Annotated in this window: 11 protein-coding genes; 4 read left to right on the top strand and 7 right to left on the bottom strand. The window is 55.6% G+C overall.

The features are described 5' to 3' along the window. Positions 1 to 240: 240 nt before the first annotated feature. Positions 241 to 1,458 carry a hypothetical protein gene (locus D8M23_RS03600; protein ID WP_126853735.1) on the bottom strand — a complete coding sequence of 406 codons (1,218 nt, stop codon included), beginning with the start codon at positions 1,456 to 1,458 and terminating at the stop codon, positions 241 to 243. 138 nt (positions 1,459 to 1,596) lie between these two features. After that, positions 1,597 to 2,286 carry an IMPACT family protein gene (locus D8M23_RS03605; protein ID WP_126853940.1) on the bottom strand — a complete coding sequence of 230 codons (690 nt, stop codon included), beginning with the start codon at positions 2,284 to 2,286 and terminating at the stop codon, positions 1,597 to 1,599. Positions 2,287 to 2,326: 40 nt separating this feature from the next. Between D8M23_RS03605 and coaE the strand changes: the two genes are divergently transcribed. Continuing rightward, a complete protein-coding gene (gene coaE / locus D8M23_RS03610) occupies positions 2,327 to 2,944 on the top strand; it encodes a dephospho-CoA kinase (RefSeq protein ID WP_126853736.1) in 618 nt (205 codons plus the stop codon). 106 nt (positions 2,945 to 3,050) lie between these two features. Here the strand turns inward: coaE and rpsA are convergent, their stop codons facing one another. From rpsA to D8M23_RS03625, 3 genes are all read right to left on the bottom strand, one after another. Beyond that, the gene (rpsA, locus tag D8M23_RS03615; protein ID WP_006887293.1) at positions 3,051 to 4,505 is read right to left on the bottom strand and encodes a 30S ribosomal protein S1; all 1,455 of its coding nucleotides are present in this window, start codon (positions 4,503 to 4,505) and stop codon (positions 3,051 to 3,053) included. 353 nt (positions 4,506 to 4,858) lie between these two features. Further along, positions 4,859 to 7,837 (bottom strand): DNA polymerase I, encoded by a 2,979-nt coding sequence (polA, locus tag D8M23_RS03620; RefSeq protein ID WP_126853737.1) that lies wholly within the window; start codon positions 7,835 to 7,837, stop codon positions 4,859 to 4,861. Between the two features lie 162 nt (positions 7,838 to 7,999). Next, positions 8,000 to 9,211 (bottom strand): YncE family protein, encoded by a 1,212-nt coding sequence (locus tag D8M23_RS03625; RefSeq protein ID WP_126853738.1) that lies wholly within the window; start codon positions 9,209 to 9,211, stop codon positions 8,000 to 8,002. 300 nt (positions 9,212 to 9,511) lie between these two features. On the opposite strand from D8M23_RS03625, the gene D8M23_RS03630 reads away from it, so the two are divergent. Beyond that, positions 9,512 to 10,834 (top strand): dicarboxylate/amino acid:cation symporter, encoded by a 1,323-nt coding sequence (locus D8M23_RS03630; protein WP_238693745.1) that lies wholly within the window; start codon positions 9,512 to 9,514, stop codon positions 10,832 to 10,834. 90 nt (positions 10,835 to 10,924) lie between these two features. On the opposite strand, the gene D8M23_RS03635 is transcribed toward D8M23_RS03630, so the two are convergent. Continuing rightward, the gene (locus tag D8M23_RS03635) at positions 10,925 to 11,356 is read right to left on the bottom strand and encodes a nuclear transport factor 2 family protein (RefSeq protein ID WP_023133350.1); all 432 of its coding nucleotides are present in this window, start codon (positions 11,354 to 11,356) and stop codon (positions 10,925 to 10,927) included. 134 nt (positions 11,357 to 11,490) lie between these two features. On the opposite strand from D8M23_RS03635, the gene D8M23_RS03640 reads away from it, so the two are divergent. Together D8M23_RS03640 and D8M23_RS03645 are read left to right on the top strand one after the other, a co-directional pair. After that, the gene (locus D8M23_RS03640; RefSeq protein WP_126853739.1) at positions 11,491 to 11,961 is read left to right on the top strand and encodes a hotdog fold thioesterase; all 471 of its coding nucleotides are present in this window, start codon (positions 11,491 to 11,493) and stop codon (positions 11,959 to 11,961) included. Between the two features lie 25 nt (positions 11,962 to 11,986). Further along, a complete protein-coding gene (locus D8M23_RS03645) occupies positions 11,987 to 12,214 on the top strand; it encodes a hypothetical protein (protein ID WP_126853740.1) in 228 nt (75 codons plus the stop codon). Between the two features lie 74 nt (positions 12,215 to 12,288). On the opposite strand, the gene D8M23_RS03650 is transcribed toward D8M23_RS03645, so the two are convergent. Further along, on the bottom strand, positions 12,289 to 12,903 hold the full coding sequence (locus tag D8M23_RS03650; RefSeq protein ID WP_006888011.1) for an ANTAR domain-containing response regulator: 615 nt from the start codon (positions 12,901 to 12,903) through the stop codon (positions 12,289 to 12,291). Positions 12,904 to 13,043 lie beyond the last annotated feature (140 nt).

Here is a 13,043-nt window from a genome sequence, read left to right on the forward strand (position 1 = left end):
ACGCGCTGGTTCGTCACGGGCGCACATTCCACACCATTTCTCGCAGAGTGACATAAATTATATAAATTTGACGACGGAAGATAGTCTCCGTCATGTTCTTACTGCTCCACTCGCTCAAATGTCAATTGCCCTACAGGGTCAGCCGTTATCAGCGACGCTCCAGTGTGCATCTTAGGGACAGCGGAATCCGAAAGGGTGGGCCGCCAAAAGGTTACTGTACCTTGTTATGTTCTGGGCTAACTAGTCGGGTTTGCGCACAGCAGCACCCGATAACCGCATGAATTCCCGAACGGTCATGGGCAAGTACCCGTTAAGCGCACCCATAATAGCAGTGAGTGTGGTATCCTCATCTGCCCCTTCGGGGATACCCACCGCAGGGGTGCTAATGCGCTGCTTATACAAATCCAGTACAGCGCACACGGTGCGACCAGGCGTATCAAGCACATGAAAATTACCCCGATGATCCACCGGGCGAATAGTCGCCTCCGGGGTTATCGTCAAAGACCTCATATCGGGAGCCACCTGTGAGGTAAAACGTGGCGTGTCAGGGTGCACGGGCGAGCACTGCGGGGCTTTCCCCAGGTTGTCTGCGCTACCAAGCTGTGGGAAGCGCTCCCCTACCCGCGCGGTTACCACTACATACCGCACACCCAAGGCCATAGCGCGGTGCACATTAACCTCGGCATATTCTTCGATACGGTACCCAAGCGTGAGCCCGCATCGTGTATCGTTCTCCGAGTCCACGCCTTCCTCATCCCAGAAGCAGGAAAAACAGGTATCCTCAACGCCCCGTTCAATGGTTTTGACCCGGGCATAGTCGTCATCCAGCAGGAGCACCGAAAGCTCATAACCGTCAGGAACCTCCCGCACGCCTGTAGCGCTCAATGCCACTGCCTCATCGTTGCCGCCAAGCCGGAATGGCTCCCACAACGCTGGTGTAAACGGGTTAATCGCCCCGTCCAGCGCGGGGTTGCATGAGGTAGGTGCAGGCTCAGCCTTCATAGGGCGGTAATAGTCTTGGGGAGACATCTCAACGCTGAAGCCTTCCATCCTGCCCACCAGGCACATTTCAATAGCCAACAGCAGGCGCGCAGCGTGGCTGCGGGTTATTACGGGCGCCTGAATCAGGTGCACCATTCGGAGGTTATCCATTGATAGACACTCACCCACCCCACGGGCGGCATTCGCATACTGATTGTGCAAACGAACCAAGGTTTCTACCGGCAGCTGATCCCCGACCTGCTGAAGAACCACCGCGACACGCTCAAGCTCTGCGGGGAAAGCCCTGCACATACGGTTCAGCTGTTGAGCGAGTTCACGCGGGCGCCTCGCCAAAACGTTTAACAGTGTATCCAGGTTGCCTTTGTTGTAGGCCTCAAGAATCTGCTCAACGGTTGCGGTTTCAGCCTCTGGCGGGGTATTGGTTTGTGTGCTGTGTTCATAATCGGGAAAGCGCACTAGAAAACTCTCGGCTCTCGGTTGACTTAACGCGGCAGGTAACGCCGCGCCGTATTCAACGTACCACAAACACCCACCAGATACTATGCTCACCCTGATTTAATATTTAGGTATAACTTTTATACTAGGTTGCTTGAACTAATTAAACGGTATATCAACCCAGCGGGTATCTCCCCAGAGCACCGTCCCAGCCCCGGCAGTTATCGTCACAACCTGCTCGTTGGCGCGCTCCAAATCCTCGGTGCAATCAAATACGCCCATAGAAATCTGAGCCCCATCCGCTAAATAGTCAGTACCCAAAATATTCAGCCCACACGCCCTCATCTCATTCTCCAAACGGCCCGCATCCGCATGAGACGCCGCGACAACCCCCACCCGCACACGCTCCCGCGAATCGAAGCTGACCGCATCTAGAGTCTGTGCCACCGCATCTGTATAGGCACGCACCAGCCCTGAGGCGCCCAATTTAATACCGCCGAAATAGCGCACCACCACCGCCACCGTATCCGAAAGATCAGTGGTGCCATCCGGTCGGCTCTGCCGCGCTAAAAGAGCCTGAAGCATTGGAATACCCGCCGTACCAGCTGGTTCACCATCATCAGAAGAACGCTGCACATCCCTATCAGCACCCACCACAAATGCCGAACACACATGCCGTGCATCATGGTAGGTTTTGCGCAGCGACTCAATATAATCCCGGGCCTCATCTTGAGAACTCACCCGTTTGATATGCCCAATAAACTCGCTACGCTTAATCTCAAGCAGATGCTCGTACTCTCCGGTACCGTGCGGAACGGTATACCGGTTAGCACGGGTCTGAACGGCAATATCCTGGGGACTATTCACCCTACCTATTTTAGGCGGTCGCATGACAGAAAAAACACTTCGACGGTACGCAATCACCGGCGGTATCGGCGGCGGCAAAAGCACAGTAGCCGCAATGTTCGCCCATCTGGGGGCGGTCATCATTGATGCGGATGCTATCTCACGAGACCTCATGCGCCCTACAGAAAACACGCTCAATGCCGTTGTTGCAGAATTCGGCCCCGATATCCTGCACCCGGACGGCACGCTCAACCGTCCAGCCTTAGCGGCTTTGGTGTTCTCCGATGAGGACGCCCGCACCCGCCTGAACAATATTGTGCACCCGGCCGTACGCGCCCGTGCGGATGCTTTGGTGGAGCAGGCTCGGCGTGCCCCCGGGTTCTCAGGCATTATTATTGACGACATTCCGCTTCTAGCCGAGACAAACCGTGCCGCAGAGTTCGACGGTGTCATTGTGGTACGTACCAGCCTGGAGAAGCGACTCACCCGCCTCATGGAGACACGGGGCATGGCTGAAGAAGACGCGCGGGCCCGTATCGCAGCCCAAGCCACAGATGCCCAACGCGCCGCCATTGCCACCTGGATTATCGACAACGACGGCTCCGCAGAAAACACACAAACCCAAGTGGAACGCATCTGGGCACTCATGACCAATCACTAACGATCCAGGCCGTCATAAACGCAGCAAAGGAGGGGCTCCCACCAACCTGTGTGGTGGAAGCCCCTCCCCTATGCGCTCAATCAGTTACAGGAGCGTGAAACTAGGCTTAGTTGCCGGTCAGCTTCTTACGGAGCTCAGCCAGCGCCTCATCAGAAGCTAAGGTGCCTGCCGAAGACTTATCGTCGGAGGAGTAGGAAGTCGGTGCGGGCTCCGCAGCAACCGGTGCGGATGCAGCGGCTTCCGCGTCAGCCTCCAGGGCCTTGGCGACCTGCACCTTGTGTGCCTCGAAACGAGCCTGGGCCTCGGCGTACTGAGCTTCCCATGCCTCGCGCTGTGCCTCGTAACCTTCGAGCCATTCGCCCTTCTCGGGGTCGAAGCCCTCGGGGTACTTGTACTCGCCGTTCTCGTCGTACTCTGCGGCCATGCCGTACAGTGCGGGGTCGAACTCGGTGGCATTGGGGTCAATACCCTCATTAGCCTGCTTGAGGGACAGCGAGATGCGGCGGCGGTCCATGTCGATGTCGATGATCTTCACGAACAGTTCTTCGCCAACCGAGACAACCTGGTCTGCCAAATCCACGTGGCGCACAGCCAGCTCGGAGATGTGAACCAGACCCTCGATGCCGTCTTCCACGCGGACGAACGCACCGAAGGGAACAAGCTTGGTGACCTTGCCGGGAACGATCTGGCCCAGAGCATGGGTACGGGCGAATGCCTGCCACGGGTCTTCCTGGGTGGCCTTCAGAGACAGCGAGACACGCTCGCGATCCAGGTCTACCTCTAGCACCTCGACGGTGACCTTCTGGCCAACCTCGACAACCTCGGAGGGGTGGTCGATGTGCTTCCAGGACAGCTCGGAGACGTGCACCAGGCCGTCCACACCGCCCAGATCCACGAAAGCACCGAAGTTGACGATAGAGGAAACCACACCATCGCGCACCTGGCCCTTTTCGAGCTGGTTGAGGAAGGTGGAGCGAACCTCAGACTGGGTCTGCTCAAGCCATGCACGGCGGGAGAGCACCACGTTGTTGCGGTTCTTATCAAGCTCAATGATCTTCGCTTCAAGCTGCTGACCAATGTAGGGTGCGAGGTCACGGACGCGTCGCATCTCAACCAGTGACGCGGGCAGGAAGCCGCGCAGCCCAATGTCGAGGATAAGGCCGCCCTTGACAACCTCAATGACGGTACCGGTGACAACACCGTCGTTTTCCTTGATCTTTTCGATGTCGCCCCATGCGCGCTCGTACTGTGCACGCTTCTTGGAGAGAATTAGGCGGCCTTCCTTGTCCTCCTTGGTGAGGACGAGAGCCTCAATTTCGTCGCCGACGGTTACGACTTCGCCGGGGTCAACGTCATGCTTGATGGAGAGCTCGCGGGAGGGAATGACGCCTTCGGTCTTGTAACCGATGTCGAGCAGAACCTCATCGTGATCAACCTTAACAACCTGACCGGAGACGAGATCGCCATCGTTGAAGTACTTGATGGTCTCGTCAACTGCCTTGAGGAATTCTTCCTCGTTGCCAATGTCGTTGATTGCGACCTGAGGGATGTTGGTGCTCATATAGTTAGGGCTCCAATTGGATTACTTATAGGTCGGCGCATCCACCATGGCAGGTATGCCTCGGCCTCCGGTAATGCGCTGTGAAGCGCTCGCCCCGGAAGGATGCGTCGAGTCTGACGGATACTTACCGCGCATACCGTAATAACCAGACTATTCGGCGAACCGTCTAGTAAAGCCCCCACCAATGGTGAGGGCGCACAGAAGTGCCAATACACGCAATTACTAGTGTATGCGAATCTCGGGCGTGTCGTCAATGAACAACACGCATCTAAGGCGAATGCAACGGCGTGTAGCAGCCACACATCGTACTTTACCCCCGCTAATGTACTGCCGTGACAGCAGCCAGGACTTCCTTAATGCCCGGCCTCCTGCCAGGATTTACCCCAGCCGACCTGCACATCCAACGGAACCGACAGCTGCGCTGCACCGCTCATCTCTTCCACCAGGATACGCTGTGCAGTTTCCCGTTCCCCTTGTGCAACCTCAAGGATGATCTCGTCGTGCACCTGCAAGAGCATACGGGTTTTCAGGTTTTCGTCGCGCAGGCGTCGGTGGATATTAATCATCGCGATTTTAATAATGTCTGCTGCAGTACCCTGAATTGGGGCGTTCAGCGCGGCCCGTTCAGCCGCCTCACGTCGGGTGCGGTTGGGCGAGTCTAAATCAGGGAGCTGGCGGCGGCGGCCAAAAATAGTCTGCGTGTAGCCGTCAGTGTGGGCCTGTTTCAGCACGCCGCGCAAGAAACGTCCCACGCGCCCGAACCGTTTAAAGTAGTTCGTGCGCAGCTGGCCCGCCTCATCAGAGCTAATGTTCAGCTGCTTCGCCAGCCCGAAACGAGACAGCCCATACGCCAGTCCGTACGACATCGCCTTCACCTTCGAGCGCATCTGCGAGGTCACGTCCTCAGGAGCCACACCGAACACTTCAGACCCCACGAAACGGTGCAGGTCTTCACCTTCTTGGTAAGCAGCAATAAGCTTCTCGTCCTTTGCAAGATGCACCATAATACGCATCTCAATCTGCGAGTAGTCGGCGGTTAGCAGCCCCTCATATTCCACACCGTCAATAGGATGAGGCGCCACAATAAACGCATCCCGGATGCGCCGCCCCGCCTCAGAACGCACCGGAATGTTCTGCAGATTTGGCGCGGTTGAAGAAAGACGCCCCGTGGATGCTGCCCCCTGCTGGAAGGTGGTGTGCACACGGCCGTCAATACGTGCCGCTTTCTGCAGCCCCTCAACGGTCTGTTTGAGTTTCACATTATCGCGGTACCCCTGCAAAGATACTAAGAACTGAGCCCCGTCAGATTCGGGAGAGATCTTACCCAGCAAGTCAGTCATCGACTCTGAATCAGTCGAGTACCCGGTTTTTATTTTGCGGGTCTTTGGCAACCCCAGTTTCTCGAATAGTACAGTCTGCAGCTGTTTCACCGAAGCCAAGTTCAGCTCTTCGCCGTCGATATGTGACCCCACCACGGCCTTCGCCTGTTCCTCAGCGGCACTCGCACGCGAGGCGAATGTTCCGTTGAGCTCCTCAAGCAGGGCATCAGAGACGGCAATGCCAGCACGCTCCATATCGGCGAGCACATACAGTAGCGGCAGTTCAATATCCTCATAGATTTTCAGCTGCCCCTGTTCTGCCATCTCAAAGTGGAGCTGCCGCGCCAGTTCACGAATAACCCGGGATACCTGAGTGAAATAACGCAGGTTTTCGGGTCCCATAATGTCCTCCGGTAAGAATACGAGCTCACCGTAGTCCTCCGTGGGAATCCACAGGTATTTCTCCGCCAAGTCTTCAATACGTTCCGCGAAAAGACGGCGTGTAGTAGCGGGGATATGCCCGCACATGTACGACGAAAGAGCAGGATCCTCCACGGCACCTTCTAACTCGTACCCGTTTTCGTGCAGAAGCTTCCGCTGAATCTTTAAGTCCATCACGATTTTGTGCGCGTTCCCATCGGAGAGCCACGCCGCAAGTGCGCTATTGAGCTCTTCTCCGATAGTGACGGTATCCACCCACAGGGAAGAGCTTTTGCTGGTGAGAATTAACCCCCGAAGCACGGGATTCTCTTCGGCCGAGCGGATTTTAGTTTTTGTGGTTTTCGCGCCTTCACGGGCCACGGGCACATCAATAACCGGCAGGAGGGTTACGGCGCCTTTAAGACGTTCAGGCACATCAAGGCCTTCACCGTAGCCTTCGGTAGCAGCCTGGGTGCACCAATGGCGAAACTGCGCGGCGGTTTGCGCGGTGACCGGTTTATCCGTTGCGATAGGCTCAAAGACAGGCCCAGAAGGTAACGTTTTCGGGGCGGCGGGTTGCTGCCCCGGCACGGCAAAGAGCGTCCCCTGCCCGAATTCATCAACCTCGCCCCCAGCAGTTGCCGCTGCGGTGCGCGTGGCAGCCCCAGCAGCACGCACTACCGGGCCTAACGTGTCATGGGCGCGTTTGCGGATGGTGCGGAATTGAACCTCATCGAAGAAGGAATCCAGTGCGTCAAGGTCGGGAAGGAACCTGGTGTCTTCCCCCAGGTCCAGTGGTATGTTGAGGTCATCCACCAGCTGGTTGAGGCGACGGTTACGGCGCACGTTCTCAATATTTTCGCGAAGGGCCTCCCCTTTTTTGCCTTTAATGCTGTCTTGGTTGGCGATCACCCCGTCAAGGTCGCCGTATTCGGTTAACCATTTTGCAGCAAACCCGGGCCCCACGCCGGGAACGCCGGGCAGGTTATCGGCCTGTTCACCAGTGAGCGCAGCAAGGTCGGGGTATAGGCGCGGGGGTACTTTAGTTTTTTTCTCTACAGCGGCAGGATCCATCAGCTGGATACCCTTGGAGGGGCCTGTGGTGACGGGGTACAACAGGGTCACTGTGTCGGTAACCAGCTGAAAAATATCGCGGTCGCCCGAGAGGATAAATACTCGGTAGTTCTCTTTGGTTCCGCGGCGGGTAAGGGTGGCGACAATGTCATCGGCCTCGTAGTTCTCCTGCGTGAGCGCGGGGATACGCAAGGCGGTGAGCATCTTCTTAATCAGGTCGATCTGCCCGTCAAATGCCTGCGGGATCTCGGTTCGACCGCCCTTGTAGTCGCTGTATTCTGCGGTACGGAACGTGCCACCAGGCAGGTCAAAGGCAACCGCAATGTGGCTGGGGCGGTAGTCCTTAATGATGTTGAGCAAGGTTGAGAGGAAGGCGTGCACAGCTTCGGTATGCTGCCCATCGCTACGCACAAAGACGTGCTGCCCGGTTTTCTCGGCCATCGTGTAGATACCGAAGAAGGAGCGCAGGGCTAGGGAATGGCCATCAATCAGAAGGAGGGTCTTATCAGAAGTACTCATCTACTCTAGTTTACCGTTGAGGTCTAGGGATGTTGAGGCGGTGGTGATCGCAAGTGCTCTGCAGCGTCATACAGCTCAGGAGCCGCCACGGTGAGCGCGCCTTAACGTATAGGGAATACACCCCGCGCGGTTTCGGCGCACCCACGGACTACAGTTGCGGTATTAGCCAGCGTTGTTTAGCGCCACCGTAATTTTGGTGATGGAATCGGCATTAATGGGGGTGGTGCCGCTGGCGTGCACATCTATCGCGGAGTTCACGTGTTTACCGGTGACCGGATCAATATGGAACCCCACCTCAACGTTTTTGTGGGTTCCGGCCTTATCAAGTGCAATAACCATGCCGTCCGGCAGCAGGGTGAGATGATTCGCTTTCCCTGAGGCAATGTGCACCTCAGCCACCACACTTTTGGTGCGCGCATCAATAACAGCGACCGTTCCCCCGCCACTATCTGCCGGGTGCACCGAGGTGGGGCCGAAGTCGGTGAGGTACACCAAGTCCCGGGTTTCGTCCGCAATAATGTCTGTGGGAGTTATCCCATAAGGGATGAACTGTTTGAACGAGCCGCTGATTTTATCAAGCACCTGAACCCCGGAGTTCTTGCCGTTCTCACCCTGAGTTGAGACATATATTTCGTTGAGCGAGTTATTGATTGCCACCCCGTGGGTATTGACGCGCGAGAAGTCGGAGGTCTCTCCGGCAGGAACATTAATGGTGCGTACTGCCTCCCCAATAGCGGGGCTTACCTCATACACTTTGTCTAGGTTGTAGTCGCTGAGGTAGATATTCCCGCCGAGGGTGTCACGGGTAATAGTGAGGGTGTGCGGCAGAGAGCCAGGTACTGGGTTGTGGGCGGTGACTGCGTAGGTTCCGGTATCAATAAACCAGTACCCGCCGGGGCCGGTCACTACGGCTTTACCGATGTCCTCTAGCACCAGCACTTCACGCGGGTGATTCACAGGCTGTTGTTCTAGCGATACGTCGGGCTGGTAGCTGCTCCAAATAGGGGCGAACGTATCACGGTCGTATACGGCCACGGAGGAGGTGGTCGGATCAGTCACCCAGATAGTGCCGCGCGTATCATCAACGCTCAAGCCGAATGCGCCGCACAACTGGTATTCACCGATCAGGTTAGGGTGTGCCTCATCAATGACGGGTAGCTGCGCGGTTGCCTCAATGGCCAAGGTCTGCGGGTCAACGCGGGCGATAGTGGCCACGCAGGAACCGCGGTGTGAGGCGGCGTTGAAGGTTCCTGCGATATATATTTTCTGGGTTTTCGGTGAATAGGCGGCGAGGAACTGCCCTGGCAATCCCTGGTTCTGTTCAGCGATTATCTCAAGGGTACGGGGAGCGCTAGGGGACGGGTTTTTAGACATGTTTCTCTCCGTTTCATCTGCACTGGCTGGGGCGCGACGGGTTTTCTCGCGGTAGTTTTCTCACCCTATCAAAAAGGGTTTCCGTGCGCTTTAAATGTTGCTTCGTGCCACATAAATTATGGAGGTAAACGTTTATTGTGCAGCTGCTCCAAGGCTGCACCCATACTGTTTGCAGCTTCCACGCCCGTAACGCCCACGCCGCAGCCTGTACATGGTGTATTGCCGCGGTTTTGTGGTTGCACTGCTGGAATAAGCGGTGGTACTCAGGTTACGATAAAACCTTATAGTTACACGATAGCCGTGGAACCAGAAATAAACACACGGATTCACAACTTTGAGGACATCATGAAAGTGCTTCAGAAAATCCCGCTTCTGGCGTGGATTGTTATCGCCATCCTTGGCGGCGTGCTCATCGGTTCGCTCACACCAGGGCTTATTAGCGGCATTAACTCCGCTGCGAAAATTTCCATTCCCACCGACGTTGTGGTGCAAATTTTTGTGTCGTTCTCCACTATTTTTAGTGCGTTTTTGAGTTTCGCTATCCCGCTCATCATTATCGGTTTCATCGTCCCGGGTATTGGTTCCTTGGCCCAGGGCGCAGGGAAGATGCTGGGGGTGACGGTAGGCCTGTCGTACCTGTCAAGTATTGTCGCGGGGTTCTTAGCGCTTACCGCAGCCCTTTTCCTGTACCCGATTCTCCTCAAGGGTCAGCAGCTTGAATCGTTCGATAACCCCGAGAACGCGCTTTCCAGCGGGTACGTCACGTTTAAACTTGAGCCCATTATGAGTGTGATGAGCGCCCTCATACTTTCATTCATCCTCGGTCTGGGTATCACAGCGCTCAAAAGCAGGTCGATGCTGAACCTTTTCGAAGATTTTCAGGTGATCGTCGAGAAAATGCTCGGCTATGTGATTATTCCCCTGCTGCCGGTGCACATTGTGGGGGTGTTTGCGAATATGACCCTCGCAGGCCAGGTGGTGAAGATCCTGTCAGTTTTCGGCATGGTGTTCATTATGGTTATTATTCTGCACTGGTTCACCCTGTGTATTCAGTACACGGCGGCCGGTGCGGTCTCTAAACGCAACCCGGCGAAGATGCTTAAAACCATGCTCCCGGCATATTTCACTGCAATCGGCACCCAGTCCTCGGCGGCTACTATCCCTGTTACGGTGCGTTCCGCTAAAAAAGCTGGTATTGCGTCCCGAGTGGTTGATTTTGCTATCCCTTTGTGTGCCACCATCCACCTGTCGGGATCGATGATTACCATCACCTCATGCGCTGTGGCGGTGCTACACATGACGGGGCAGAACCCAAGTTTCGCCTCTGTCACCCCAGTCGTGCTGATGCTGGGCATTATGATGGTGGCAGCCCCTGGCGTACCCGGCGGCGGCGTGATGACCGCTATCGGACTGCTGGAATCAATGCTGGGCTTTAACGAGTCAATGATTGCGCTCATGATCGCACTGTACCTGGCACAGGATTCCTTCGGCACCGCTACCAACGTGACCGGGGATGCGACCATCGCAACATTTACCGAGCGGTTTTCTAAGCTCATGGGCATTAACCCCGACTCCGAAATCCGTGATGAAGATATTGAGAAAGCCGAGTCTATCTCAGCTTAGTACCTACCCCTACCGGCCGCACCCCGGCTATTCATTCTTATAGAGGATGCGCCCACCGCCTGCTACACAGCGGTGGGCGCATCCTCTATATTATGGACGAACGCGTGCCACACTGCTGGCAAGGGCCCCGCTAATGTGCTGGCATCCTTTCCATCCCCAATAGATACGGTGCTGGGCAATCAGGCCCTGCTCAATAATCATGAGCTCTAAAATATCGATCTGCTCACCATCTGGGGTTTCACGTGGGTATTCCCATACGAGCATCCTGCCGTCCGTCAGGTATTCACCGGTTCGGTACCATTTCACCAGCTCGTTGGGGCGGCGTTGAGTGCCTTCACTCAGGAACCGCTCAATCTCTTTTTTACCATGTAGCACCCCACTGCGGGCATCATCAAGGATTGCCGGAACCAGCGGACTTTCAAACACAGCATCTTCAGCGTAGAGACTCAGTAGCCCTTCTGTGTTCCGTTCTTGGGCGTAGCTGTGCCACAGCTCAAAAATCTGTTCTACGGTGTTCATCATGTCTCCCGATCCATACCGGCCCTGTAGCACTAGAAACCGGCATATTAGTTTTAGCCGAAGGCGTCTCTCACCCAACGGTAGTATTCTTATTCGGGTTTCTCAAGGGGCGGTGGGGCAGGGGTACACTTATAGGCATGACTGATTCCAGCCTTGAGCTTTCCCCCACCGTCATCGCGGAACTGACCGCGCACGGTGTTCCTGAGAAATTACATCCTCTTTTCCCGTATGGTCTTGGCGGGCTTATCCCCGCTATGGGTATTCGCCTGAGCGAGTTATCCGCCGAACGTGCGGTAGCCACGATGCCCGTCGCACCAAACACTCAGCCTGCGGGGCTCCTGCACGGTGGGGCGTCCGTGGTTCTTGCTGAAACCCTTGGCTCCCTAGCCTCCGGAGTGCACGGGGGTGTAGAACGCATGGCTGTGGGGGTGGATGTTAACGCAACCCATCTGCGCCCAGCAACTGCAGGATATGTAACCGCTGTGTGCACCGCCGTTAAGCTGGGACGCACCGTCTGCGTTCACACCATAGAAATAACCGATGAGGCTGGCAGAGGTGTATGTTCGGCGCGCATCACTAATATGCTCATCCCCCGCACCGCCCGCTAAAGTACCATCCATGGAAAGGAGCCTCATGGCACGCGCTCCCTATTATCAGCGGTATCCCAAGATTAAACGGGCCAAACGCATTGCGATGCCCATTCTTATTGGGGCTGTTATTGTCTGTTTTATTGCTGCATACAACCTGAGCGGCCTATGGTGGCCAGCACTGTTAGTTGTGACGGTCGGGGCCCTATGGGCCAGCTCGCCAACCGCTCCCCCGCTAAAACATGATGATGAGGCAACCTTCTCTAAACGTTAAAAAGATTCAAGGTGTGTGCCCCCATAACGTAACGTTATGGGGGCACACACCTTCTGCTACAGCTCTCTATGTTCCTATGACAACTGCTTAATGATGGTGTCTGAAACTTCGCGCATTGAAAGACGACGATCCATCGAAGTTTTTTGAATCCAGCGGAATGCTTCAGGTTCGGTCAGGCTCATTTTGGTAATGAGCAATGACTTTGCGCGGTCCACTAGTTTACGGGTTTCGAACTGGTCGCGGATAGTGCCCACTTCTTTTTCAAGGGCACGAATTTGCTCGTACCTGGCAATAGCCACTTCAATGGCAGGGAACAGGTCATTGGGAGTGAACGGTTTTACCACATATGCCATGGCCCCAGCCTCAACCGCGCGGTCCACCAGCTCCTTCTGGCTGAATGCGGTTAAAAGTACTACGGGGGCAATTTGTTCCTTACCGATCTCTTCGGCGGCGGTAATGCCGTCCATAATGGGCATCTTCACGTCCATGAGCACCAGATTAGGCCGGTGCTTTTGGGCGAGCTCAATGGCGGTTTTCCCGTTATCGGTCTCAGCAACAACTTCGTAACCGCGTTCCCGTAGGATTTCCACGATGTCGAGACGGATCAGCGCTTCATCTTCGGCAACAACAACGGTGCGTGCCGGAGCGTCTGCATCTCCCTCGTGGTCATGAGTGGTCTGCTCTGACAAAACTCTCTCCTTTTGCAATTTCTTCTCGTCTCAAGTCTACAGCAGTTCATATTTCTTCATCTACAGTACACACTTGTTTCATTCAGAAATTTAGGGTAGAGCGCGGTTGGGCGTTGTTTTCCCCTAAATTCGATTTTGCG

Source organism: Rothia sp. HSID18067, assembly GCF_003989445.1.
Classification (GTDB): domain Bacteria; phylum Actinomycetota; class Actinomycetes; order Actinomycetales; family Micrococcaceae; genus Rothia; species Rothia aeria.

Coding starts and splice junctions, on each gene's coding strand:
- coaE (WP_126853736.1), top strand. CDS start 2,327: ATGACAGAAAAAACACTTCGACGGTACGCAATCACCGGCGGTATCGGC.
- rpsA (WP_006887293.1), bottom strand. CDS start 4,505: ATGAGCACCAACATCCCTCAGGTCGCAATCAACGACATTGGCAACGAG.
- polA (WP_126853737.1), bottom strand. CDS start 7,837: ATGAGTACTTCTGATAAGACCCTCCTTCTGATTGATGGCCATTCCCTA.
- D8M23_RS03625 (WP_126853738.1), bottom strand. CDS start 9,211: ATGTCTAAAAACCCGTCCCCTAGCGCTCCCCGTACCCTTGAGATAATC.
- D8M23_RS03635 (WP_023133350.1), bottom strand. CDS start 11,356: ATGATGAACACCGTAGAACAGATTTTTGAGCTGTGGCACAGCTACGCC.
- D8M23_RS03640 (WP_126853739.1), top strand. CDS start 11,491: ATGACTGATTCCAGCCTTGAGCTTTCCCCCACCGTCATCGCGGAACTG.
- D8M23_RS03645 (WP_126853740.1), top strand. CDS start 11,987: ATGGCACGCGCTCCCTATTATCAGCGGTATCCCAAGATTAAACGGGCC.